Annotated in this window: 19 protein-coding genes and 2 pseudogenes; 17 read left to right on the forward strand and 4 right to left on the reverse strand. The window is 57.0% G+C overall.

Translation table 11 applies throughout. The features are described from left to right. The first annotated feature begins 6 nt into the window (after nucleotides 1-6). The 16 genes and pseudogenes from fabI (at nucleotide 7) to pnp (ending at nucleotide 20,195) form a co-directional block, all read left to right on the forward strand. Entirely contained in the window at nucleotides 7-822 is an 816-nt protein-coding gene (gene fabI / locus DSL70_RS00825; protein ID WP_119305997.1) for an enoyl-ACP reductase FabI, read from the forward strand. A 263-nt stretch (nucleotides 823-1,085) separates the two neighbouring features. Further along, nucleotides 1,086-2,618, forward strand: coding sequence for a putative bifunctional diguanylate cyclase/phosphodiesterase (locus DSL70_RS00830; RefSeq protein WP_119305998.1), 1,533 nt, complete (start codon nucleotides 1,086-1,088; stop codon nucleotides 2,616-2,618). Between the two features lie 331 nt (nucleotides 2,619-2,949). Beyond that, on the forward strand, nucleotides 2,950-4,518 hold the full coding sequence (locus tag DSL70_RS00835; RefSeq protein ID WP_119305999.1) for a putative bifunctional diguanylate cyclase/phosphodiesterase: 1,569 nt from the start codon (nucleotides 2,950-2,952) through the stop codon (nucleotides 4,516-4,518). A gap of 171 nt (nucleotides 4,519-4,689) precedes the next feature. After that, a complete protein-coding gene (gene lnt / locus DSL70_RS00840; RefSeq protein ID WP_119306000.1) occupies nucleotides 4,690-6,279 on the forward strand; it encodes an apolipoprotein N-acyltransferase in 1,590 nt (529 codons plus the stop codon). A gap of 180 nt (nucleotides 6,280-6,459) precedes the next feature. Continuing rightward, a complete protein-coding gene (locus DSL70_RS00845) occupies nucleotides 6,460-6,873 on the forward strand; it encodes a helix-turn-helix domain-containing protein (RefSeq protein ID WP_119306001.1) in 414 nt (137 codons plus the stop codon). Nucleotides 6,874-6,941: 68 nt separating this feature from the next. Beyond that, on the forward strand, nucleotides 6,942-7,337 hold the full coding sequence (locus DSL70_RS00850) for a hypothetical protein (protein ID WP_162916265.1): 396 nt from the start codon (nucleotides 6,942-6,944) through the stop codon (nucleotides 7,335-7,337). Further along, nucleotides 7,327-8,499, forward strand: a complete 1,173-nt coding sequence (gene metK, locus DSL70_RS00855) for a methionine adenosyltransferase (RefSeq protein WP_119306003.1) — start codon at nucleotides 7,327-7,329, stop codon at nucleotides 8,497-8,499. The genes DSL70_RS00850 and metK overlap by 11 nt, the downstream gene beginning before the upstream one ends. A 166-nt stretch (nucleotides 8,500-8,665) precedes the next feature. Further along, nucleotides 8,666-9,403 (forward strand): tRNA (guanosine(46)-N7)-methyltransferase TrmB, encoded by a 738-nt coding sequence (gene trmB / locus DSL70_RS00860; RefSeq protein WP_119306556.1) that lies wholly within the window; start codon nucleotides 8,666-8,668, stop codon nucleotides 9,401-9,403. Between the two features lie 325 nt (nucleotides 9,404-9,728). After that, on the forward strand, nucleotides 9,729-10,334 hold the full coding sequence (gene rimP / locus DSL70_RS00865; RefSeq protein WP_119306004.1) for a ribosome maturation factor RimP: 606 nt from the start codon (nucleotides 9,729-9,731) through the stop codon (nucleotides 10,332-10,334). A 12-nt stretch (nucleotides 10,335-10,346) separates the two neighbouring features. Next, nucleotides 10,347-12,083 (forward strand): transcription termination factor NusA, encoded by a 1,737-nt coding sequence (gene nusA, locus DSL70_RS00870; RefSeq protein ID WP_119306005.1) that lies wholly within the window; start codon nucleotides 10,347-10,349, stop codon nucleotides 12,081-12,083. A gap of 76 nt (nucleotides 12,084-12,159) precedes the next feature. After that, nucleotides 12,160-12,825: an RNA-binding protein gene (locus tag DSL70_RS00875; protein ID WP_119306006.1), complete on the forward strand. Its 666-nt coding sequence runs from the start codon at nucleotides 12,160-12,162 to the stop codon at nucleotides 12,823-12,825. Between the two features lie 17 nt (nucleotides 12,826-12,842). After that, a pseudogene (gene infB / locus DSL70_RS00880) lies at nucleotides 12,843-15,755 on the forward strand (translation initiation factor IF-2). Nucleotides 15,756-15,908: 153 nt separating this feature from the next. Continuing rightward, nucleotides 15,909-16,364, forward strand: a complete 456-nt coding sequence (rbfA, locus tag DSL70_RS00885; protein WP_119306008.1) for a 30S ribosome-binding factor RbfA — start codon at nucleotides 15,909-15,911, stop codon at nucleotides 16,362-16,364. Next, complete coding sequence (truB, locus tag DSL70_RS00890) at nucleotides 16,361-17,407, forward strand: tRNA pseudouridine(55) synthase TruB (protein ID WP_119306009.1); 1,047 nt, start codon at nucleotides 16,361-16,363, stop codon at nucleotides 17,405-17,407. Before rbfA ends, truB begins: the two co-directional genes overlap by 4 nt. An 11-nt stretch (nucleotides 17,408-17,418) precedes the next feature. Beyond that, the gene (rpsO, locus tag DSL70_RS00895) at nucleotides 17,419-17,688 is read left to right on the forward strand and encodes a 30S ribosomal protein S15 (RefSeq protein WP_119306010.1); all 270 of its coding nucleotides are present in this window, start codon (nucleotides 17,419-17,421) and stop codon (nucleotides 17,686-17,688) included. A 377-nt stretch (nucleotides 17,689-18,065) separates the two neighbouring features. After that, nucleotides 18,066-20,195 carry a polyribonucleotide nucleotidyltransferase gene (pnp, locus tag DSL70_RS00900; protein WP_119306557.1) on the forward strand — a complete coding sequence of 710 codons (2,130 nt, stop codon included), beginning with the start codon at nucleotides 18,066-18,068 and terminating at the stop codon, nucleotides 20,193-20,195. Between the two features lie 92 nt (nucleotides 20,196-20,287). Here the strand turns inward: pnp and DSL70_RS00905 are convergent. Together DSL70_RS00905 and DSL70_RS00910 are read right to left on the reverse strand one after the other, a co-directional pair. Then, a pseudogene (locus DSL70_RS00905) lies at nucleotides 20,288-20,413 on the reverse strand (GNAT family N-acetyltransferase); the annotation flags it as partial. Between the two features lie 29 nt (nucleotides 20,414-20,442). Then, nucleotides 20,443-20,970 (reverse strand): SH3 domain-containing protein, encoded by a 528-nt coding sequence (locus DSL70_RS00910; protein ID WP_205563122.1) that lies wholly within the window; start codon nucleotides 20,968-20,970, stop codon nucleotides 20,443-20,445. A gap of 455 nt (nucleotides 20,971-21,425) precedes the next feature. Between DSL70_RS00910 and DSL70_RS00920 the strand changes: the two genes are divergently transcribed. Next, nucleotides 21,426-22,415: a 2-hydroxyacid dehydrogenase gene (locus tag DSL70_RS00920; RefSeq protein ID WP_119306012.1), complete on the forward strand. Its 990-nt coding sequence runs from the start codon at nucleotides 21,426-21,428 to the stop codon at nucleotides 22,413-22,415. A gap of 42 nt (nucleotides 22,416-22,457) precedes the next feature. Here DSL70_RS00920 and moeB read toward each other — a convergent pair whose 3' ends face one another. Further along, nucleotides 22,458-23,207 carry a molybdopterin-synthase adenylyltransferase MoeB gene (moeB, locus tag DSL70_RS00925; RefSeq protein ID WP_205563123.1) on the reverse strand — a complete coding sequence of 250 codons (750 nt, stop codon included), beginning with the start codon at nucleotides 23,205-23,207 and terminating at the stop codon, nucleotides 22,458-22,460. A 22-nt stretch (nucleotides 23,208-23,229) separates the two neighbouring features. Next, on the reverse strand, nucleotides 23,230-23,985 hold the full coding sequence (locus tag DSL70_RS00930; protein WP_119306013.1) for a DUF2259 domain-containing protein: 756 nt from the start codon (nucleotides 23,983-23,985) through the stop codon (nucleotides 23,230-23,232). Nucleotides 23,986-24,152 lie beyond the last annotated feature (167 nt).

Raw genomic sequence — 24,152 nt, forward strand, 5'->3', positions numbered from 1 at the left:
CTGAGCATGAGTGGACTTATGGAAGGAAAACGCGGCCTGATCATGGGGGTCGCGAACGCCAATTCAATCGCCTGGGGCATTTCCCAGGCGCTGCATGACAACGGTGCCGAGCTCGCCTTCACCTATCAGGGCGATGCCCTTGGCAAGCGGGTCAAGCCGCTGGCGGAATCGGTCAATTCAGACATTGTCCTGCCCTGTGACGTCGAGGATCTGGACTCTCTGGATGCCGTGTTTGCGGTGCTCAAGGAAAAATGGGGCACGATCGACTTCATCGTTCATGCCATCGGCTTTTCCGACAAGAGTGAATTGCGCGGTCGCTACGCCGACACCTCACGGGACAATTTCTCCCGCACGATGGTCATTTCCTGCTTCTCCTTCACCGAAGCGGCCAAGCGGGCGGCAGATCTGATGCCCAATGGTGGCTCGATGATCACCCTGACCTATGCCGGCTCCACCCGCGTCATGCCCAACTATAACGTGATGGGCGTTGCCAAGGCCGGTCTGGAAGCGTCTGTCCGCTATCTGGCCAATGACTTCGGCCCATCGGGCATTCGGGTCAACGCCATCTCCGCCGGGCCTGTCCGCACGCTGGCAGGAAACGGCATTGCCGACGCCCGCCAGATGTACAGCTACCAGCGCGACAATAGCCCCTTGCGAGATGTCTGCACCATCGAAGACGTTGGCGGGGCTGCCCTTTATCTGCTCTCCGACCTTTCCCGCAAGGTGACCGGGCAAGTGCAATTTGTCGATTCCGGTTACAGCGCTGTTTCGATGCCAACCGTCGAAACACTGGGCAAGTTGGACAAGCTTGAAAAAGAATGACAGGGCAGGTAAATCGCGCCTCACCTGCTGCCTTTCCTTGGCTACAAAGAATAAAAGAGGGATTTTCCCTCTTTTTTGTTCACGATTGACAATTCAGTTGCGAATTAATTGCAATCAGCATCCAATAATTCAGAGAACTTGACGTTTTACTTTTGATCGTCAAGCTTCGACCCCGAAATAATAAATTGTTTACCATACCCTTTAGTCCGGGATTAGCTTGTTTGCTGTAGGATCCTGTCCAATATCAGGCTCCGGAGCATATTATGATCAGTTTTTTCTCCAAGCGTGACCGCCTATTCGGCAGGGAAATTGCAGCACTGGCAGTTTTGCTTATAGCTAACTTTGTTTGCGCCATCACGGTCTCTATCATCTTTCAGAATCGCGATGCGGAAACGCAATCGATGGTACAGCTCGCCACGGTCGCGGTGATCTCCATGTTGTCCTGTGTGGTTCTGCTGCAGTTGAACAGCTCCCGCATGGCAGCCGTACAGGCCATGGGAACCCTCGAGGCCAAGGACAAGTTGACCGGACTTGCCAACCGCGAAGCCTTTCAGCATCACCTGAAAGACCGCATGGAGAGTGGCAAGAGCGACCCCTTCATCCTACTGCTGCTTGATCTTGACCGCTTCAAGGAGCTGAATGCTTTCCTCGGTTACAGCTCAGCCGATCAGCTGCTGCACCAATTTGCCGAACGCCTGAGCAAGCTGGCCAAGATGGATGGCGATGCCGCGCGTATCGGCGGTGATGAGTTTGCTCTCATCATGCCCTATAACGGCACCAATGCGAGCCTGCATGCGGAGGTGCGGAAGTTCTTCGATGCACTTTACAAGACCTATATGTGCAACAAGCAGTCCGTCGAGTTGACCGTTTCGGTCGGCACCACCCTTTTCCCTGATGACGGCCGCGACCCGGAGAGCCTCAACCAGAATGCCTATTTTGCCCTGCAGCGTGCCAAGAAGGAAGGCCACAACCGGGTCTGCTGCTACGACGAAGTCGCCGACTCCAAGATGATGGACTATCACTTCCTGTCGCAGGACATGGACCGCGCCCTGCAGGAGGGTGAGTTCGCTGTCTATTTCCAGCCGCAGTTCAGCTTTGCGACCGGCAAGCAGACCGGGTTTGAGGCGCTGGTTCGCTGGCTGCACAAGGACCGCGGCATGATTTCGCCAGGTGTGTTCATCCCGATTGCCGAACAGAACGGGTTGATCGTGCCGCTTTCCGAGTTTGTCCTGCGCAAGGCCTGCCAGATAGCGGCCCAATGGGTCAACCCGCTCAAGGTGGCTGTCAATCTCTCACCCATCCAGATGCGCCAATGCGTCATTTCGGATCTGGTCGCCGACGTCCTTCTGGAAACCGGGCTGGACCCTAGGCGGCTGGAGCTTGAGGTGACGGAAAGCCTGTTCATCGATATCAATGATGCGCTTTCCTCGGACCTTCTGCACTTGCAACGACGTGGCATTTCGATTGCGCTTGATGATTTTGGCACAGGCTATTCTTCGCTTGCCTATCTGACCAGCTTTCCGTTCGACAAGATCAAGATTGATCGGTCATTTGTCGAAAATCTGGCCACCGACGACAGCTCGATGGCGATCATCTCGGCAGTCATCGGGATGGGCAAGAGCCTGAACATGCAGATCACGGCGGAAGGGATCGAGGACCAGCAGACCTATGATATCCTGCGCCTTGCCGGCGTCGATCAGGCTCAGGGGTTCCTGTTGGGCAAACCACGGGACATTACGGCCGAACCGGGAGAGGAAATGCAACTTGAGGAACCGGTCCGGTCAGCCGTTGCCTGAGAAATGGAGACGAGGCGGGCCGATCCACCTTTCTGACGGCAAGTCGCGACATGTTTTCGCACTTTTCCACGAAGATTTTCGCCTCTCTCAGCTCGGGAATATCCCGCAGGCGGCCTGTCATTTGGTCGGAATAGCAAGTCTTCATGCACTCATTGCGCCTTGGCAAGAAGATCCATCAAGTCTGCTCTACTATATCGTCAAGCCATTCAAAAAAACTATGGATCACTTACATTGATATAGTTTGGAACCATTTGTTAACCAACAAAGTTCCTTTTTTCTTCAGAAAGTTCGACTAGGTTTGTTGACAGGTTTGGCTAAAAAGAGCAATCCAATGCAGGAACCGTCGACCATTTACAAGCCGATTGATCCCGATACAGGCGTGAAGACCAAATTCATCGTCTTTCTGGCCATAATTGTTCTAGCTCTGCTGGTGTCAAACCATCAGAGCATCGCAGTTCGACAGATTCCGCTCATCGTTCTGACGGGGCTGATCGGTTACTATTATGTGTTCATCGACTTGGCCCAGAAACGTCGCCGCGAAACCATGCGCCGCGTCATTGACGAGATCAAGTCGCGGGACAGCCTGACGGATCTGTCCAATCGCCAGCTCTTTCTCTCGGCAGTCTATCAGCGGCTCAAAAGCGCGGAGTATCAGAACACCCCCTTTGCCCTTCTGCTGATCGATATCGATCGCTTCAAGGAACTTGATACCATCCTTGGCACCGAGAATGGGGATCTTTTGTTGCAGGAGTTTGCCCAGCGTCTTTCCCACTTCCAGCAGAACAAAAGCATGGTGGCGCGACTGTCAGGCAATGAGTTCGCCATTGTCATTGACCAGCTTGGCACCAGCACCTCCTTTGAACAGCGCATCCAGATCCTGCATTCCTATCTCAAACAGCCCTATCGCTTCCATGGCCGCCCGATCGACATCACGGTTTCCGGCGGCTATGTCCAGTTCCCCAAGCACGGCTACCGGGTTGGTGCGCTGTTGCAAAAAGCCAAACTGGCGCTGCTGCGCGCCAAACAGGATGGCCGCAACCAGATCTGCTGTTTTGAACAGCGACAGGATGTCCGCGCCCATCTGGATCACGAGATTTCGCAGGAGATGGGGAAGTCCATTGCCCTTGGCGAATTCAAGCTGCACTTCCAGCCACAGTTCAGTATCGCCACTGGCAAGCAGACTGGTTTTGAAGCCCTGATGCGCTGGCAACATCCGACACGCGGCTGGATTTCGCCGGAAACCTTCATCCAGATTGCCGAACGCAACGGCCTCATTATGCCTCTGTCCGAGTTCGCCTTACGCGAATCCTGCAAAAGGGCGGCGCAATGGTCCCAGCCCCTGCGGGTCGCGGTCAATCTGTCACCGATCCAGTTCAAGAAGACCGACCTTGTGCAGATGGTGGTCAGCATCCTCAAGGACACAGGCTTGCCGCCGGAACGTCTGGAACTGGAAGTAACCGAAAGCCTGTTCATCCAGAGCAACAAGCGCACGATCGAAACCCTCAAGCAATTGCGCGAAATGGGCATTACCATCGCTCTTGACGATTTCGGAACCGGCTATTCTTCCCTGAGCTATCTGTCGTCCTTCCCGATTGACAAGATCAAGATCGACCGATCCTTCGTCCGCGATCTGACCACCAGCAACGGCAACATGGCCATCATCTCGGCGATGATCGGCATTGGCCGAAGCCTCGACATCGAGATTCTGGCCGAAGGCATCGAGGACAAGGAAACGCTGGATATGCTGCGCATTGCTGGCTGTCAGGAGGCTCAGGGCTATTATCTGGGCCGCCCGCGGGACCTCGATACCGAGCCCGGCTTTGAAATGACCCGGAGCGAAACCACACCGGAATCAGCCCAGAAACTCCATCTGGTCCGCAATCCCTATCTCTGCGCCTGATTTCATCGCGCCACGCCTGCGGTCCAGCTTTTCCAGACAAAAGGACAGCAGGGTCGGAGCCGCCCTAGTTTGGGCTAGATTCTGGCCAATATTGCTTTGATTGAAGCAATCAACTCCTATACCAATGGGCGAACGATCCTGTTCTGATTCTTTGCCGAGCGGCCCCAAGTCATGGCGTTTCTGATATCCAGTCTTGTTCTGCTAGATGGCTGGCGCCGTCTGCTCATCGCCTTTGTGTTCGGCGCGTTGTCGAGCCTTGCCCAAGCCCCGTTGGGATGGTTCCCGCTGCTCTGGATCACGATCCCGGTGTTCATCTGGCTCATGGATTCCGCAGCACTTGGCAAAAGCCCACGACAGGCCTTCTGGTCGATGGTTCGGGTCGGCTGGAGCTTCGGCCTAGGCTTCTTCCTCTTCACTTTCTACTGGATCGGAGCGTCCTTCCTTGTCGAGGCCGACATCTACGGCTGGATGATGCCCTTTGCCATCTTCTTCTTTGCCGCCGGGCTCGCCCTGTTCTGGGCACTGGCTGCCGGTCTCGTTGCGCCGGTTTGGTCGGCCTCGCCCCTGCGCGTCGTCTGGCTGGCGCTGAGCTGGTCGGCGATGGAGTGGCTTCGTGGAACCGTGTTCACAGGGCTGCCATGGGGCGGCATCGGCCAGGCGCTGACCTCGCAGACCGTGACGATGCAGATTCTGGCGCTGATCGGTTCCCAGAGCATGACATTGCTGGCGCCCATCCTCTTCGCGCTGCCGGTGTTTGTCTTTGCCAGCCCTGACTATCGCAAGACCGGACTGTCGCTCTCAGCCATCGCCGCGTTGCTGTTTGCGGGCCAGCTGGCCTACGGGGTGCAACGGCTGAGCCAGCCGGTTCCGGCGGCAGACAAGCCCGTCGTCGTGCGGATCATCCAGCCCAACATCCCACAGAAAGAGAAATGGAAGCCGGAAAACCGGTCATGGATCTTCGACCGTCTGCTGGCGCTGACCACCCTTGATCAGGCGAGCACCCCGCTTGAGGATGTGAACCTGTTCGTCTGGCCCGAGACGGCGGTTCCCTTCTACCTGATCGAGCAGCCAAACGGCCTGACCGCCATCGCCAAGGCCCTGCCGGACAAGGCAACATTGATGACGGGAGCCATCCGCCGGGAGACCGCTTTTACCACTGACGAACAAGTTTACAATTCCATCTACCAACTGGCCGGAGACGGTCTGGTCGTCGCCTCCTATGACAAAGTCCATCTGGTGCCATTCGGAGAGTATCTGCCGATGCTCGACTGGTTGAAGGCGATTGGCCTTGGCCATCTGGCCGAGCAGGCATCCGGTTTTACCGCCGGAACGAAAAGAAAGCTGCTCGGGGACGATAAACTGGGGAAAATTCTACCTTTGATTTGCTACGAAATCGCCTTTCCCAGCGAGATTCGTTCCTACCCGGCAGGGGCAGACATGATTGTAAATGTTACGAATGATGCCTGGTTTGGCTCAACCGCTGGCCCCTGGCAGCATATGCATCTGGCTCGCATGCGGGCGGTTGAAACCGGGCTGCCGGTCATTCGTGCTGCAAATACAGGCATTTCGGCAATCTTCGACCCCATGGGCAGGGTCGTTCAAAAACTGGATCTTCAGACCGATGGCATTCTGCAGGCCACCGTACCGGGTGCCCTGCCGCCGACCATCTATGAAAGATTCGGTGACCGAATGTTTCTATTCCTATGGTTGTTGACCGGTGGCTTCACGTTAATCATTCAAAGAAAATCCCGAATCCCCTAATTGTAATAATTGACATATAGCATTAATACACGGCACTATTGTAAAATCCTGTTCTCTATAGCAAAAGGCGCATCCAGATTGCAGGATAAAACGCGGGAAGCGGAACCCGCAAATAACCAGACCGACGTGTAAAAAAATTTGTCACACAGAACAACACGTCACGACAAAAAAGAGAGCCAAATGGCCAGTAAAAAAGCACCGAACCCAATTGACGTCTATGTTGGAAGTCGTGTCCGGCTTCGCCGTATGATGCTTTCTATGAGCCAAGAAAAACTTGGAGAGCATCTGGGCATTACCTTCCAGCAGATTCAAAAATATGAAAAAGGAACCAACCGTATAGGCGCAAGCCGTCTTCAGCACATTGCAACCGTGCTGGAGGTACCCGTTTCCTTTTTCTTCGAAGATGCCCCAGGTACCCCCCAAGAAGCTCAGGGCCTCGCAGAATCGAAGTCGGAAAACTATGTCATCGACTTCCTGTCCTCTTCAGAGGGTTTGCAGTTGAACCGCTCCTTCGTACAGATCAAGGACCAGAAGGTGCGACGCAAGATCGTCGAACTGGTCCGCGAGATCGCCGGAGAGGACGCAGAAAGCTAAGCAGATTTGTTCGAACCGTGCGTTCAGCAGATGTCGCTATCTTTCAAGAGGAGTGGTTGGGACACCCCGTGTCGCTCGGCCACTCCTTTTTTTGTTCCGGGTTGCGACTGGCGATCGCCGTATCCGGTTCTGTGGCGGGCTTGTCAGCGGACGTCTTGATCGCTCTTGACGTCTTGATCGCTCTTGACGTCTTGATCGCTCTTGACGTCTTGATCGCTCTTGACGTCTTGATCCCTTGGCCCGCTTCTTCACTCGCGTCTGACTGGCCGCTGTTGATCCTGCCAAATGATCACCGTGGCTGCCGCCCGCATCTTCTCCCTGACAAAGAATCCCAGATTTCTCAAGTTGTTGGACAAGAATTCGCAAATGGCGGTTTTTCTTTGCATTGCGTCAGGTTTCTTGATGTGATAACGACATGCAGAAACCTTTATATCACAGAAAAAGACATTCCCCATGGCCCGTAAAGAATATCTGTTTACCAGTGAGTCCGTATCCGAAGGACATCCGGACAAGATCTGTGACCGTATCTCAGACGCGATCGTTGACGAGTTTATCAGAGCGGATCCGCATGCGCGCTGTGCTGTTGAAACCATGGCCACAACCAACAAGGTCGTTCTTGCTGGCGAGGTCCGGGGGCCTGCCGAAATCGACAGCCATCTGATGGAAAAGGCCGCCCGTCGCGTGATCCGCGAAATCGGCTATGAACAGGACGGCTTCCATTGGGAAAAGGCGGACATCGATATCTATGTGCATGAGCAGTCTGCGGACATCGCTCAGGGCGTCGATGAAGCCGAGGGCAAGGATGAAGGCGCAGGCGACCAGGGGATCATGTTCGGCTATGCCGTCAATGAAACCCCCGAGCTGATGCCTGCTCCGATCCTCTACGCCCACAAGATCCTGCGCCTGATCGCCGAAGCGCGCCATTCCGGCACGGAGACACGCCTCGGTCCGGACGCCAAGAGCCAGTTGACCCTGCGCTATGTCGACGGCAAGCCGGTGGATGTTGCCTCGGTCGTGCTCTCGACCCAGCATTTCGATGGCAGCCTCACCTCTTCGGACATTCGCGAGATCGTAACGCCCTATATCACCGAAGCACTGCCTGAAGGCTGGCTGACGGAAAAGACCGTCTGGCACGTCAACCCGACCGGCAAGTTCGTCATTGGCGGACCGGACGGCGACGCTGGCCTCACAGGCCGCAAGATCATCGTCGACACCTATGGCGGTGCTGCGCCCCATGGTGGCGGTGCCTTCTCGGGCAAGGACCCGACCAAGGTTGACCGCTCGGCTGCCTATGTTGCCCGCTATCTGGCCAAGAACGTGGTTGCTGCCGGCTATGCCGACCGTTGCTCGATCCAGCTGGCCTATGCCATCGGCGTTTCCGAACCGCTGTCACTCTATGTTGACACCTACGGCACCGGCACGGTTCGTGATTCCGTAATCGAGAAGGCGCTTTGGGCGACGGTTCCCCTGACGCCGCGCGGCATCCGCACCCATCTTGGCCTCAACAAGCCGATCTACGAGCGCACCGCCGCTTATGGCCACTTTGGCCGCGAGCCGGAGGCAGACGGCGGCTTCTCCTGGGAGAAGACTGATATCGTCGACGCCCTTCAGAAGGCCATCGGCTGATAGCTTCGGCCAGCCACAGGACCACGACAGAGCTGTTTCTGGCCTGCCCGGACGGATGTGTTTTCACGACGCATCGTGAACCAGGCAGGCCAAACTGCTATTTTCGGCAGCGCGCCGATCATCCTTTGCCCCCAGTGAGCCAACTAGTTGCATGCAGTCCACATCCATGAGTCCAGACCTCCCCGAATTGCCCAAATTCCGCCCGTCGCAATCCCGTCTGATCGAAAAGCAGATCGAGACCAGTTTCTTCGGTCGCCGCAAGGGCAAGTCTCTCAGCCCGTCCCAGCAGCGGCTGATGGACGAGCTGTTGCCAAAGATCAGCCTCAATCCGACCCGTCCCATCAGCTCTGCAACGGCGCTGTTTGACCATGCCCCCAAAGAAGTCTGGATGGAAATCGGCTTTGGCGGCGGCGAACATCTGGTTCGACAGGCTGAAACGAACCGGGAGATTGGACTCATCGGCTGCGAACCGTTTGTCAACGGCGTGGTCAAGGCGCTGGCGGTGATCGAGGAAAGGGCGCTGGAGAATATCCGCATCTATGACGAGGATGCTGCGCATATTCTGGACTGGCTGCCGGAAGCCTCTCTCGACAAGGTGTTCCTGCTCTATCCCGATCCGTGGCACAAAAAGCGCCACTGGAAGCGGCGTTTTGTCTCGGACCGCAATCTTGAACGCATCGCCCGGGTGCTCAAACCGGGGGGAATCTTCCGCTTTGCCTCCGATATCGAGACCTATGTCAGCTGGACGCTTGATCATGTTGGCCGATGCAATGCGCTGGAAGAAAGGGCTTCTTCACCGGAAGAACGGCTGGTTGCCTGGCCCGACTGGCAGCGCACCCGCTATGAAGCCAAAGCTTTTCGCGAAGGCAGAAAGCCGCAATATCTGACGTTTCATCGCATCTAGAAGAGATTCTTCTGTCATACCTGTAAAAACCCTTGCTTTTTACGGTCTTTCTGTTGTATAGACGTCTCAAAATCTAGACATGCTGTTTAGAGTGGGCCAAGACAAGGACCCGCTCTTTTTTATTAGGTAAATACCGATCCGGCAGTCAGGTCTGGTTAAACAGGTGATGATCGTCCGGTATGCTGTCCCGTCTCCACCAAGGGAGAAACGACAGGCCCCAGCGGCTGGCGCATAGCGGAAAAGCAGTTGCCTTCACTTTAAACAACCCCGGTCCGTGCATAGGCAAGCGGACCCCGGTGTAGTGAAATGGAGACAGGCTTTCCCGATGGTTGAGAGCAGTCAGGTAAAAGCAGGAACCGAGCCACGCCTCGTTCTCGAAAAGGGGCTGGAGGCACGCATTGCCCGCATCGTCGAACCCGCGATCGTGGATCTGGGCTTCGATCTGGTTCGGGTCAGGATCACCGGCCAGCATGGCTGTACCGTGCAGATCATGGCCGAGGAAACCGACGGCACAATGACGATTGATGGCTGCGAGACCGTGTCGCGCGCCCTTTCTCCCCTGCTTGATGTCGAAGATCCAATTGACGGCGAGTATTATCTTGAGGTTTCCTCTCCCGGTATCGACCGTCCGCTTGTGCGCGTCCGTGATTTCGTCGCATGGAGCGGCCATGACGCCAAGATCGAACTGTCCGTTCCGATTGACGGTCGCCGACGCTACCGGGGGTTCCTTGATGGCGTCGACGGAGACATGCTGAAGCTGGTCCTGCCGGATGCACCGCAGGACAGTGACCCGAATGTGCGTCTGCCGCTTTCGGATCTGGCCGACGCCAAACTTGTAATGACCGATAAACTCATGGAGCTGGCGCTCAAAGCTCAGCCCTCCGAACCGGCCGAGGTGGATGAAGCCACCGATGCTGACAGCCACGAATAGGAGACACTGACAATGGCAATCAGTGCAAACCGTCTTGAACTTTTGCAAATCGCAGATGCTGTGGCGCGCGAAAAGTCGATTGATCGCATGATCGTGATCGGGGCCATGGAGGACGCGATCCAGAAAGCGGCGCGCTCCCGTTATGGTCAGGAGACCGAAATCAAGGCAACCATCAACCCGCGCACCGGCGAAACCCGGCTTGAGCGGCTGCTGGAAGTTGTTGACGTGGTTGAGGATTACGCCACCCAGATTTCGCTGGTTGACGCCAAGGAAAAGAAACCGGACGCCCAGATCGGCGACATCGTATCCGATCTGCTGCCGCCGCTCGAGTTTGGCCGCATCTCCGCCCAGTCAGCCAAGCAGGTCATCGTGCAGAAAGTTCGCGAAGCCGAGCGTGATCACCAGTATGACGAATTCAAGGATCGCCAGTTCGATATCGTCAACGGTCAGGTCAAGCGCGTTGAATATGGCAATGTGACGGTCGATCTTTCCGGCAGTGAAGCCATTGTTCGCCGTGACGAACTGATTGCCCGCGAAGCCTTCCGTCCGGGCGACCGCATTCGCGCCATCATCTATGATGTCCGCCGCGAACAGCGTGGCCCGCAGATCTTCCTGTCCAGAACACATCCACAGTTCATGGCAAAGTTGTTTGCACAGGAAGTGCCGGAGATCTATGATGGCATCATTACCATCAAGTCGGTAGCGCGTGATCCTGGCTCCCGTGCCAAGATTGCCGTCGTTTCCAGTGACAGTTCAATTGATCCGGTCGGTGCCTGCGTGGGTATGCGCGGATCTCGCGTGCAGGCCGTGGTCAACGAGCTGCAAGGCGAGAAGATCGACATCATTCCGTGGTCCGAAGATCCTGCGACCTTCATCGTCAACGCCCTGCAGCCAGCTGAAGTGGCCAAGGTGGTGCTGGACGAAGACAGCGAGCGGATCGAGGTTGTCGTACCGAATGATCAGCTGTCTCTGGCCATCGGCCGCCGCGGTCAGAATGTGCGTCTTGCTTCCCAGCTGACCGGCTGGGACATCGACATCATGACCGAGGAAGAAGAATCCGAACGTCGCCAGAAGGAATTCAACGAACGGGCCCAGCTGTTCATGCAGGCTCTTGACGTGGATGACATCGTGGCACAGCTGCTCGCTTCCGAAGGCTTTACCTCGATCGAGGAAGTGGCCTATGTGGATGCAAGTGAAGTCTCCGATATCGAAGGCTTCGACGAAGACACCGCTCTGGAAATCCAGAGACGCGCCAACGAATATCTTGAAGCGGAAGCGGAAAAGCAGAATGAAGAGCGTATCGCTCTTGGCGTTTCCGATGACCTGCTTGAAATCTCCGGCCTGACGCTGCCGATGCTGGTGGCTCTCGGCCATGACGGCATCAAGACCATCGAAGATCTTGCCGGCTGTGCAACCGACGATCTGGTTGGCTGGACCGAGCGGCACAATGGCGAAGTCAAACGCTTCAAGGGCGTCCTGTCCGATTTCGACATTTCGCGCCAGGAAGCCGAAGACATCATCATGCTGACCCGCGTTGCGGCTGGCTGGATTGATCCTTCCGAGCTGCTGAGCGAAGAGGAAGCGGCCGAATATGAACAGATGGAAGCCGAAGACGACGACGAAATCGATCTGACCGACGAGATGTCTGACGACATCGAGGCTGATGACAGCGAGGAAGGCGATTTCGAAGACGACGACGTTTCCGACGAAGACGAGGAAGACGACTCTGAAGAAGAGGAAAAAGACTGAAACCGTCCACTTCCGTCGCGGAAATGCAATTGAATTGCGACAGGATTTGACAAAAATGGCCTTGAGAGGATAAACCGTGCCGCAAAAGAGCGAACAGACGACAAGACAATGTCTGGTGACACGGGAAAGCCTTCCCAAAGACCAAATGATACGGTTTGTTCTGGCTCCCGATCTCAGTGTTGTTCCAGATTTGAAAATGCGGTTACCCGGGCGCGGTGTCTGGGTAACGGCGCGGCAGGATCTGGTGAAGCAGGCGGCGGACAAGGGATTGTTTGCCCGCGGCTTCAAACAGAAAGTGCAAAAATGTGACGGTCTTGATCAGCTCGTCACAGGCCTGATGGAAAAGGGGTGTCTGTCTGCCCTTTCCATGACACGCAAGGCCGGTCAGATCATAACCGGATTTGCAAAGGTCGAAACGTGCATTGCACAAAGGGGTGCAATTGGACTAATACATGCGGCAGATGCCGCAGAGGATGGACAGAAAAAACTGGCTCAGGCCGTACGACGCCATTATGGCAGCGACTGCGAATTACCCGTTGTTCGCAGATTCAGCGCTGAGGCGTTAAGCACCGCGCTTGGGTATGGAAATGTGGTACATGCTGCCTTGCTCGCCGGTTCGGCGAGCGGGAGCTTCATCAAACAGGTTGCGATGCTTGACGCCTATTCGCAACCAATTGAACCGGATTCTAGCAGCGGCCCGGACGACCGGTCTGCTGGACAGGCCTCCACTTGGGGGCAGTGAAGGGTATTGACCGAGAAATGAGCAACGAAAACAGCAGCGACAACAATAGCCCATCAGAGAAAAAGACACTGTCTCTGGGCAAAAATGTGGGGCAAGGCACCGTACGCCAGAGCTTTTCTCATGGCCGATCGAAGGCGGTTGTCGTTGAAAAGCGAAAGCGGCGCTTCACTGCACCGGGCGATGCCAAACCCGCTGTGGCTGGCAAGCCTGTAGCGGACTCTGCTCCTGTGCCCAGCGATCAGCCTTCTGCCGCCTCCGGTCAGGCACAGGCTCAGACCCCGGAACAGCGTTCCGGCGGTGGCCATGCCGGCAATCAGGGCAAGGGCAACAACGGTGGGCGCGGACAGCGTCAGCGCAACCGTAACGGCAATGGCCAGAATCAGGGCGGTGGCAACAACCCTTCTGGACAGCGCAACCTGACTTCTTCCGAGAATGCGAAACGCCTTCAAGCGCTTGAAGCGGCGAAAGTCCGCGCGCGCGAGATGGAACAGCGCAAGAAAGAGGACGAAGCCAGACGCAAGGCAGACGAAGCGCGTCAGGCTGAAGAAGAAGCGCGTCGCAAGGTCGAAGAAGAAGCCAAACGCAAGGCTGAAGAGGCCGCCGCTGCTGCCAAGAAGGCTGAAGACGAGCGCAAGGCACTGGAAGAAGCCAAGGTTGAAAAGACCGAGGTCAAGACCGAAGAATCCGATGCTGCCAACAAGGAACAGCCAGCTCAGGCCAAAAAACCTGTCAAGCACGAGCGCAGCAGCAAACACCCCGAGCGTCCGGCCCGTACCGAAACCAAGGAAGGCGACGACAAGCGTCCCGTCAAGGCTCGCGGCCGTCGCGACGACGATGATGATCGGTCCGGCGCCCGTCCGGGTGCCAAGATCAACCGGCCGCAGCGCGGTGGTGTGCGCACGGTCGCTGGCGACAGCTTCATCGCACCGGACGCATCCGCCGAAGGCAAGCCGGGTGCGAAGACACTCAAGCCCGTGCCGAAAAAGCCGCGTGTGGAAGAAGCCGCCCGGGTTGCTCCGCCAGCCAAGCCGCGCACGGATGACCGTCGTCGTGGCAAGTTGACGCTGACCAACGCACTCAACACCGAAGAACAGCGCGAACGGTCGCTGGCCTCCATGCGTCGCCGTCGTGCGAAGCAAAAGGGTGCGATAAATGACGTTCAGCGTGAAAAGGTCTTCCGCGAAGTGATCATTCCTGAAACCATCACGGTACAGGAACTGGCACAGCGCATGACCGAACGCGCCGTCGATGTCATCAAGATCCTGATGAAGCAGGGCATGATGGTCAAGACCGTCGACGTTCTGGATGCCGATACCGCGCAGCTGGTTGCCGAGGAACTCGGCCATACCGTCAAGCGCGTTTCTGCAGCGGACGTTGAAGAAGGTCTCTATGACAACAGCGACAGCGAGGACGATCTGGTATCCCGTCCGGCAGTGGTCACCATCATGGGCCACGTCGACCACGGCAAGACTTCTCTTCTGGACGCCATTCGCCACGCCAACGTGGTGAAAGGGGAAGCCGGTGGCATCACCCAGCATATCGGTGCCTATCAGGTTGAGCAGAACGGCCAGAAGATCACCTTCATCGATACTCCGGGCCACGCTGCCTTCACCGAAATGCGTGCCCGTGGTGCCCAGTCGACCGATATCGTCATTCTGGTGGTTGCTGCCGACGACGGCGTGATGCCGCAGACGATCGAAGCAATCAACCATGCCCGCGCTGCCGAAGTGCCGATCATTGTTGCCATCAACAAGATCGACCTGCCAGCCGCCGACCCGTCACGGGTTCGCAACGAGCTGCTGCAGCATGGCGTCTTTGTTGAAGGCATGGGCGGCGATGTCCTTGAGGTGGAAGTTTCGGCCAAGCAGAAACTGCATCTGGATGACCTTCTGGAAACCATCCTCATGCAGTCCGAAATGCTCGAACTGAAGGCCAACCCGGATCGGACCGCTGACGGTATCGTGGTCGAAGCCAAGCTCGACAAGGGTCGTGGCCCGGTTGCCACCGTTCTGGTTCAGAACGGTACGCTGAAAGTCGGTGACATTGTTGTTGCCGGTGAGCAGTGGGGCAAGGTTCGCGCCCTCATCGACGATAAGGGCGACAAGGTTGACGCTGCGGAGCCGTCCAAGCCAGTCGAGATTCTCGGCTTTGATGCTGCGCCGGATGCCGGTGACCAGTTCGCTGTGGTGGAAACGGAAGGCCGTGCTCGCGAGATCACCGACTACCGTATCCGCAAGAACAAGGACCTGGCAGCTGCCAAGGCAAACCGCGGTTCTCTGGAACAGATGCTCAGCAACCTGAGGGAAAGCGGCGACAGCCAGTCCTTCCCGCTGGTTATCAAGGGCGACGTGAAGGGGTCTGTCGAAGCCATCATCGGTGCTCTGGAAGCCATCGGCAACGACGAGGTATCGGTTCAGATCCTGCACTCCGGTGTTGGCGGTGTGACCGAATCCGACGTGACCCTTGCTGCCGCCTCAGGCGCTCCGATCATCGCCTTCAACGTCCGTGCCAACGCACAGGCCAAGATGGCAGCCGAGCAGAAGGGCGTCGAGATCCGCTACTATAACATCATCTACGATCTCACCGATGATGTGAAAGCGGCGATGTCCGGCATGCTCAGCCCGGAAGTTCGCGAAACCTTCATCGGCTACGCCGAAATCCTGGAAGTGTTCAATATTTCCAAGGTCGGCAAGGTCGCAGGTTGTCGCGTCACCGAAGGTGTCGTGGAACGTGGAACCGGCGTGCGCCTGCTGCGCGACAACGTCGTCATCCACACCGGCAAGCTTTCCACCCTCAAGCGCTTCAAGGACGAAGTCAAGGAAGTGCATGTGGGTCAGGAATGCGGCATGGCCTTTGAAGGCTATCAGGACCTCAGGGCTGGCGATCAGATCGAGTGCTTCCGCGTCGAAGAGATCGCAAGATCGCTCTAGGGCTACTGCTCTTAACGCAAATCAACAAAGGTCAAGGGATTCCCTTGACCTTTGCCGTTTTTCCTATATGTAACGCGTGTAGCCTCATGGCTCCGTGTTTCCAGGTCTGGCCGGTCCAATCCCGCCCATGGCCTCCAACTTTTGGGATATATTATGGGACGTGGTTCTCGAAAGGGCGGCGGTATGTCGTCCCAGCGTCAGTTGCGTGTTGGCGAACTGGTGCGAAAATCCTTATCCGAATGCCTTACCCGGGGCGAGATCATCGATCCGTTCCTCGAGAAATTCGTCATCTCCATCGCCGAGGTGCGCATGAGCCCGGACCTGACGCTGGCCACCGCCTTCGTCATGCCGCTTGGCGCGCCCGGTCAGGAAGATGCCGTGGTCGAAGCCCTCAACAGCCACAAGAAATTCCTGCGTGGCCGTCTGGGGCGCGACCTGACGCTCAAGCATACGCCCGATCTGCGCTTCCGCTATGACGAGACCTTCGATGAAGCCTCGCGTATCGATGCGCTGCTCAACTCGCCGCTTGTCCAGCGGGACCTGCATCACGACGATGCCCCGGCAGACAATGAAGAAGAGATGGACGACGACGGGCAGGAGAAGTCATGAGCGACAACCAGACCAACGAACAGGCTGTTGCCAGCCAGCAGGACAGCGAAGCACCACGCCCCAAGAAGCAGAAGAAGCAACAGTTCCGTGCCAAGCGGCGGACCGACGTGCATGGCTGGATCGCACTCGACAAGCCGCTCAACATGACCTCCACCCAGGCCGTTGGCGCGATCAAGCGCATTTTCAACGTCAAGAAGGCTGGCCATGCAGGGACCCTCGACCCGCTGGCGTCCGGCTGCCTGCCCATTGCCATCGGTGAGGCCACCAAGACCGTCTCCTTCGTCATGGACGGCTTCAAGGAATATGAATTCACGGTGCGCTGGGGCGAGGAAACCTCGACGGACGACGCTGAAGGGGAGCTGATCGACAGCTCGGCCCATCGCCCGACCGAAGAGGAAATCGAAGAAGCCCTTGAGCATTTTTCTGGCGAGATCATGCAGGTTCCCCCTGCCTTCTCGGCCATCAAGGTCAACGGAGAACGCGCCTATGATCTGGCGCGCGACGGCGAAGAGGTCAATCTCGCCGCCCGTCCGGTGACCATCCATCATCTGGAGCTGCTCGAAGCCCCGGACGAGGATACTGCAGTTTTTGTCGCCGAATGTTCCAAGGGGACCTATGTCAGGTCGCTGGCTCGGGATATTGGGCGGCATCTTGGTACGCGCGGCCATGTCATAGCCCTGCGTCGGCTCATTTCCGGACCATTTACCGAAGAAATGCTTATTTCGCTGGACGATCTGGAACAGTTGAGCCATAGTGCGCCCGGCGAGCCCGGGCTCGCCACTGCCTTGCTTCCCGTTGAGACCGCGCTGGACGACATCCCGGCCCTGGCCATAAACAGGAATGCCGCAGCAAGACTACGCCGAGGTCAATCGGTATTGCTGCGTGGACAGGAAGCTCCGATCGACGGTCACATTTCGGCCATGCATGCAGGTTTGCTGGTGGCCATCTGTGAGGTGATCGAAGGAGAACTCTGGCCTAGGCGCGTCTTCAATCTGCCCGAGCATCAGCCCGACTTTTCGAGCGATGCCGAGCCAAATAACTAAAGGAGAAACCGATGTCGATTACTGCTGAACGCAAGCAAGAACTCATCAAGGAATACGCCACCAAAGAAGGCGATACCGGTTCCCCAGAGGTACAGGTCGCAGTTCTTTCCGAGCGGATTGCCAATCTGACCGAGCATTTCAAGTCTCACAAGAAAGACAACCACTCCCGTCGTGGCCTCCTGAAACTGGTTTCCCAGCGTCGTAAACTGCTTGACTATGTCAAGGCCAAGGACGAAGCACGGTATCAGTCTCTGATCGAGCGTCTCGGACTGCGTCGTTAATTCTCTGATAAACGCGGTGGCCTGCTGGTCGCCGCGTTTTCATATTGTGCGATCCGCCTTTCACTGTTGCTTTTATTTTGTTAACGGGTTTGGCGTTACCAACAGATCGTAGGCATTCGCTGTTCCGCTCGTGAGCGTGAACGAATGCCCCAAGGGGAAACCCTTCCGTTGCTCTGGCATATGGTTGCCAGAGTGGTTAAACAGAATCAGTGCTATCGGATGACCTGATTCATCATCGTTCACAGGCAGGATTGCCAGCCGCTTTGATCAAGCACCAAGGGTGCTGGAGCTGCTCGTTGTCTTGCCCGTGACCAAAGAAATTCAGTCTGATGCTCCTTTATGTCCGATGTGCCGGAGCATCCAAGAAAGGACATTCCATGTTCGATATTCAACGTGAAGAAATCGATTGGGGCGGGCAGAAGCTCGTTCTGGAAACCGGTCAGATTGCGCGTCAGGCAGACGGCGCAGTCCTGGCTTCCCTCGGCGAAACCACTGTTCTGGCAACCGTTGTTTCCGCCAAACAGCCCAAGCCGGGCCTCGACTTCTTTCCCCTGACCGTAAACTATCAGGAAAAGACCTACGCTGCCGGCAAGATCCCGGGTGGCTATTTCAAGCGTGAAGGCCGTCCGAGCGAAAAGGAAACCCTCGTTTCCCGTCTGATCGACCGCCCGATCCGTCCGCTGTTCGTCGATGGCTACAAATGCGAAACCCAGGTGATCGTCACCGTTGTCAGCCATGACATGGTCAATGACCCGGACATTCTGGCCATGGTTGCTGCTTCCGCAGCACTGTGCATTTCCGGCGTTCCCTTCATGGGCCCGATCGGCGGCGCTCGCGTCGGCCTGATCAACGACGAATTCGTGCTCAACCCGGGCATCGACCAGATGGAAGACAGCAAGCTGGATCTGGTTGTTGCCGGTACCAATGACGCCGTTCTGATGGTGGAATCCGAAGCCCAGAACCTGTCCGAAGAAACCATGCTGAACGCCGTGATGTTCGGTCACCGCGGTTTCCAGCCGGTCATTGAAGCCATCATCCGTCTGGCTGAAAAGGCTGCCAAGGAACCACGTGCATTCTCCATGCCGGACTATTCCGAACTGGCTGCCAAGGTTGAAGACATCGCTGGCGAAGACCTGCAGGCCGCTTTCAAGATTGCTGCCAAGACCGAGCGCTATGCTGCTGTTGACGCTGCCAAGGCAAAGGTCATGGCTGCCCTGTGCAACCCGGAAGACGAAAACGCAGCAGACGCTGTTGTTGTCGGCGACCTGTTCAAGAAGGCAGAAGCCAAGATCGTTCGCGGTCAGATCATCAAGACCGGCAGCCGCATCGACGGCCGTGATCTGAAGACCGTTCGCCCGATCGTTTCCGAAGTTGGCAAGCTGCCACGCACCCACGGTTCTGCCCTGTTCACCCGCGGTGAAACGCAGGCTCTGGTCGTTGCCACGCTGGGCACCGGCGATGACGAGCAGTTCGTCGATTCGCTGGCTGGCACCTACAAGGAAACCTTCCTGCTGCATTACAACTTCCCTCCGTTCTCGGTTGGTGAAGCTGGTCGTATCGGCTCTCCGGGCCGTCGCGAAATCGGTCATGGCAAGCTGGCATGGCGCGCCGTTCATCCGATGCTGCCTGCCCATCATGAATTCCCTTACACCCTGCGTGTTGTTTCCGACATCACCGAATCCAACGGCTCGTCTTCCATGGCGACCGTTTGCGGCACCTCTCTGGCGCTGATGGATGCGGGCGTTCCTCTGAAGGCTCCTGTTGCCGGTATCGCAATGGGCCTGATCAAGGAAGGCGACGACTTTGCTGTTCTTTCCGACATCCTTGGTGACGAAGATCACCTCGGCGACATGGACTTCAAGGTTGCCGGTACGTCTGAAGGCATCACCTCGCTGCAGATGGACATCAAGATCGACGGTATCACCGAAGAGATCATGAAGGTCGCTCTGGAGCAGGCCAAAGGTGGCCGTCTCCACATTCTGGGCGAAATGAGCAAGGCGCTCGGCGAAGCCCGTCCGGAAGTTGGCGAGTTTGCACCGCGCATCGAAACCCTGAAGATCGCGGTCGACAAGATCCGTGAAGTCATCGGTTCCGGCGGCAAGGTCATCCGCGAAATCGTCGAGAAAACCGGCGCCAAGGTCGACATCAGCGACGACGGCACCATCAAGGTTGCTTCTTCCGACGGTGCAGCCATCACCGCTGCGATCAACTGGATCAACTCCATTGCTGCCGAACCTGAGGTTGGCGCGATCTACAAGGGCAAGGTCGTCAAGACCGTTGACTTTGGTGCATTCGTGAACTTCTTCGGCGCCCGCGATGGCCTGGTTCACATCTCCCAGCTGACCCCGCAGCGCACCAACAAGGTGACCGACGTTGTGAAGGAAGGCGATAGCGTCTTCGTCAAGCTGCTCGGCTTTGATGACCGCGGCAAGGTTCGCCTGTCCATGAAAGTGGTTGATCAGGAAACCGGTGAAGAGATGAAACAGGAAGAGAAGAAGGAAGACTAAGGTCTTCTCTTTCCCTGCATGAATGAAAAAGGCGCTCCCATGATCATGGTGAGCGCCTTTTCTTTGGCCTTTTAGCCTCTTCAATGCCAACGCTACCCGACCCGCGGTGCAATGCGCCGTATCTGATAGCCGGTCTTTGAAGCTTCAAATCCAGCCTTGCGATAGAAGGCATGGGTTTCCGGCTTTTGCGATCCGGTCAGCAGCATCACCTTGTAGCAGCCCTGCCTTCGCAATCGCGAATGGTCCGTCAGTTGACTTCTTCATTCGGGTAGACACCCCACAACAGGTTGGACTTCAGCCAGCCGCTGTAGTTGCGGACGGAGACCTCGCACCAGCCGTTTTCGCATTCCTTGATATCCACCTGCACACCGATCTGGGCCTTGGCGGTTACGCCTGCTTCTTCGGTGGGATCCTTGCGCAGGGAGACCAGCGTACCGGCCGTCTGCCATGGGCTGATCAGGGCCGTCCGGCGGCCGGAAAGCAGCGAATGATAGACCCAGCCCTCCTCACCTTCGGAATCGCGGATCTGGCGCCAGTTTTCAAATTCATGCACGATTTCGACCGGCAGCCCGGCGCGGCGGAAAATCCACTTCACCTTGTGGTCAGTCGAGGGGCCACCACGCACATTGACGCGATCGGATTTCAGAGACACAAACCGGGGAACCTTGAGCCCGGATGGCCCTATGCTGGTCCCCTGTGCCTGCGCTGACAGACAGGTTCCTGCGACAAGGCCCATCACCAGCATCCATCCTGCAATGACTATTCTCTTGCTCATCATGCCTCTGCACGTTGTTCTGCTATTTGGCGTCTCTTTTTGCGATAGGATGAAATTACACCATCGCGATAAAGAATCTTTTAACCCTCAATCATCTGTCGTGCTGTTTCAGCAAGGGCCGTTGGAACCCTGTGGTTCGGCACGCATAAAACCATGGGATGACTGGTCATGACCGGGGCATTCCCTATAGCATTCACATCCGTGATGTGTGCCTGAAATCCTTGCAGAATTTCGCAAATTGGCACAGACTTGAAAAGCCCGACAAAATGTCCTTTCATTTGAAACGGCATTCGGACTTTTCAAATCGGACGGCGTGCCAACCCCACGCTGAAACAAGACGATAGTCACCTGGATACGCTTCCGGGGAAAGGTGATGGCCGGAGAAGACACGGGACTTCCCGCTGGCCGCTCCTCAAGGAAGCGGAGATGCTATGAGGCAGGAATAGGGCAAACCTATGGCGAGACAAAAGCCGATCGTGATCGTGACCCGCAAGCTTCCGGCCGCTGTGGAAACGCGGATGCGCGAGCTGTTCGATACCCAGCTCAAGGAAGATGACAAGCCCATGAGTCAGGCGCAGCTGGTGGAAGCGGTCAAGCATGCGGATATTCTGGTGCCCACGGTCACCGACAGGATCGATGCCCATCTGCTGTCCCAGGCCGGGGAACGGCTGAAGCTCATTGCCAACTTCGGCAATGGCATCGACAATATCGACGTATTGGCGGCCAATGCCCGCAACATCACCGTTACCAACACCCCCGGTGTGCTGACCGAGGACACCGCAGACATGGCGATGTCACTCATTCTTGCAGTGCCGAGGCGCTTTGCCGAGGGCATGCTCTATCTCAAGGAGCACAAGGACTGGCCGGGCTGGTCACCAACCTGGATGCTGGGCAAGCGGGTGTGGGGCAAGCGGCTCGGCATCATCGGCATGGGGCGCATCGGTCAGGCCGTCGCCCGCCGAGCCAGAGCCTTCGGCATGCAGATCCACTATCACAATCGCCGCCGTCTGCCTGAAGAAACCGAATATGAGCTGGAAGCCACCTATTGGGAAAGTCTTGACCAGATGCTGGCGCGGATGGATGTGATCTCGATCCACTGTCCGCACACGCCCGCCACCTTCCATCTGCTCTCGGCCCGCCGCCTCAAGCTGATAAACAAGGATGCCTATATCGTCAACACGGCCCGTGGCGAGGTGATCGACGAGACGACGCTGGCACGGATGATCGAGAATGGCGAGATTGCAGGTGCAGGCCTTGATGTGTTCGAGAACGAACCCAAGATCAATCCCAAGCTGGCCAAGTCCGATCGGGTCGTGCTGATGCCGCACATGGGCTCGGCAACCGAAGAGGGTCGCATGGACATGGGCGAGAAGGTCATCATCAACATAAAGGCCTTCATCGATGGCCATCGCCCACCAGACAAGGTCCTGCCATCCATGCTCTAGGTTATTCGTTCCGGAACCGGTCTGATCCTTTTATCGAGCAGGCTACGATTGCTTCCGGCGATAACGGATGGTCTCGAAACGGGCCGAGCGGGCGTCATAGAGCACGAGACGCCCGACGAGCCCCTGCCCCAGCCCGACAATCTCCTTGATCACCTCAAGGGCCATCATGGAGCCCATGACGCCGGTGAGCGCCCCAAGGACACCCGCCTCGGCGCAAGCGGGAATGGTGCCTTCCGCCGGTCGACTCGGAAACAAATCGCGATAACGCGGATTTGGCCTGCCCTTGTCGTCCAGTTCATAGGGCTTGAGGGTCGTGAGAGACCCGTCATACATGCCCACCGCTCCGGTAATCAGCGGCTTGCAGGCCGCCTCGCAGAGATCGGCCATCAGATAGCGGGTGGAGAAATTGTCGGTTCCGTCAACCACGATATCAAAGCGCGCGACCAGATCCGCGCCGTTGGCCTCATCAAGGCGCAGGGCGTGCGGTTCGACGGTGACATGCGGGTTGATCCGCTTTAGGCTGCCTGCAGCGCTCTCCACCTTGCTTGTCCCGACGGCTTCGCTATCGTGGATGATCTGACGCTGCAGGTTGGACAGAGACACCTTGTCGTCATCGATGATCCCCAGCGTTCCCACTCCGGCAGCGGCCAGATAGGCCAGCAGGGGTGAGCCCAGACCACCGGCGCCAATCACCAGCACTCTTGCCGCCTTCAGCTTCTGCTGCCCCGGCCCGCCTACGTCCCTGAGCAGAATGTGGCGGGCATAGCGCTGCAGTTCCTCGTTACTCAACATGGTGATTTTTCCTGCTAACCGGTCAAAAAGTGAAAGGCACCGCGATATAGCGCAAATTCTGCCCGTCGTCACTCTGGCTGAATACACCGATTAGCGCAACTGCATGCGTCTCGGCAACAAGGCGTGTCGGTGCAAAGACAGCGGAGATATGATAGTCGAGCGGGCATCCGCGCGACTGCGGTGCGCTTTCCTCATCATGCAGGTTGCGGGTTTCACCGGTGGGCGTGGTCAGAGTCAGGGAAAATCCAGTGACCATGCCATTATTTGTTTCGCACCCGGAAAGATCCTTGACATTCTTCGTCTCAAGTCGAAGCTCATAGGGCGTTGGCGCAGTTGTCAGCAGGGGCTGGGCCGTCTGTTGAAAGCGCACCACGGTCTTGTCACCCATTTCGCTGATGGGCGAGGCCGCCATCAGGACACCGGAGTTGGAAATCTGGTATTGCTGCATGATCGGAGTTGCCTCCTGAAAGGCCTTGACCCGCGCCAACAGTGGCGTTTCGCCCTCTTCTTCCAGCCGGACCCGGATTGGCGTGTCCGGCACCCACTTGTCCGTTGCCAGATCGACAATATAGATATTCGAATAGGGATAATGGGGGCCGCCCTCGACACCAAACTCCTCAAAGGCAAAATAGCGTCCGCGTTCGTCATCCGAGAAGCCATGAGAGCGGAATTCGGCGGCGTCCCCGGCCCGGGCTGCGCCTGTTATGGAGAGCGCACCCATAATGGCTCCAATAGCAAGAACGCCTGTCGCAACGAGGACGTTTGAAAGTCTGGTCATTCACCTCACCATTCTGTTTGCTGTTTGATTCAGTCCCTGGAGCATGTCACCACGCACGCCGCGCCTTTCGGCTGAGGACCTGCGAGACCCTTGGCCCCCGATAAACAGGGCGGCATAAGCCCTTCAGCCTGACAGCCACCGTCCGAACCGCCAAAGTGATTCACTCA

Source organism: Cohaesibacter haloalkalitolerans, from assembly GCF_003574655.1.
GTDB classification, from domain to species: Bacteria; Pseudomonadota; Alphaproteobacteria; order Rhizobiales; family Cohaesibacteraceae; genus Cohaesibacter; species Cohaesibacter haloalkalitolerans.

Bases quoted from the DNA above. Each gene is read 5' to 3' on its own strand.
- moeB (WP_205563123.1), bottom strand. From the start codon at position 23,207: ATGTTGAGTAACGAGGAACTGCAGCGCTATGCCCGCCACATTCTGCTC.
- rimP (WP_119306004.1), top strand. From the start codon at position 9,729: ATGGTTGAGAGCAGTCAGGTAAAAGCAGGAACCGAGCCACGCCTCGTT.
- DSL70_RS00835 (WP_119305999.1), top strand. From the start codon at position 2,950: ATGCAGGAACCGTCGACCATTTACAAGCCGATTGATCCCGATACAGGC.
- trmB (WP_119306556.1), top strand. From the start codon at position 8,666: ATGAGTCCAGACCTCCCCGAATTGCCCAAATTCCGCCCGTCGCAATCC.
- DSL70_RS00845 (WP_119306001.1), top strand. From the start codon at position 6,460: ATGGCCAGTAAAAAAGCACCGAACCCAATTGACGTCTATGTTGGAAGT.
- DSL70_RS00830 (WP_119305998.1), top strand. From the start codon at position 1,086: ATGATCAGTTTTTTCTCCAAGCGTGACCGCCTATTCGGCAGGGAAATT.
- lnt (WP_119306000.1), top strand. From the start codon at position 4,690: ATGGCGTTTCTGATATCCAGTCTTGTTCTGCTAGATGGCTGGCGCCGT.
- truB (WP_119306009.1), top strand. From the start codon at position 16,361: ATGAGCGACAACCAGACCAACGAACAGGCTGTTGCCAGCCAGCAGGAC.
- rbfA (WP_119306008.1), top strand. From the start codon at position 15,909: ATGGGACGTGGTTCTCGAAAGGGCGGCGGTATGTCGTCCCAGCGTCAG.
- rpsO (WP_119306010.1), top strand. From the start codon at position 17,419: ATGTCGATTACTGCTGAACGCAAGCAAGAACTCATCAAGGAATACGCC.
- fabI (WP_119305997.1), top strand. From the start codon at position 7: ATGAGTGGACTTATGGAAGGAAAACGCGGCCTGATCATGGGGGTCGCG.
- metK (WP_119306003.1), top strand. From the start codon at position 7,327: ATGGCCCGTAAAGAATATCTGTTTACCAGTGAGTCCGTATCCGAAGGA.
- DSL70_RS00920 (WP_119306012.1), top strand. From the start codon at position 21,426: ATGGCGAGACAAAAGCCGATCGTGATCGTGACCCGCAAGCTTCCGGCC.
- pnp (WP_119306557.1), top strand. From the start codon at position 18,066: ATGTTCGATATTCAACGTGAAGAAATCGATTGGGGCGGGCAGAAGCTC.
- DSL70_RS00910 (WP_205563122.1), bottom strand. From the start codon at position 20,970: ATGAGCAAGAGAATAGTCATTGCAGGATGGATGCTGGTGATGGGCCTT.
- DSL70_RS00930 (WP_119306013.1), bottom strand. From the start codon at position 23,985: ATGACCAGACTTTCAAACGTCCTCGTTGCGACAGGCGTTCTTGCTATT.
- nusA (WP_119306005.1), top strand. From the start codon at position 10,347: ATGGCAATCAGTGCAAACCGTCTTGAACTTTTGCAAATCGCAGATGCT.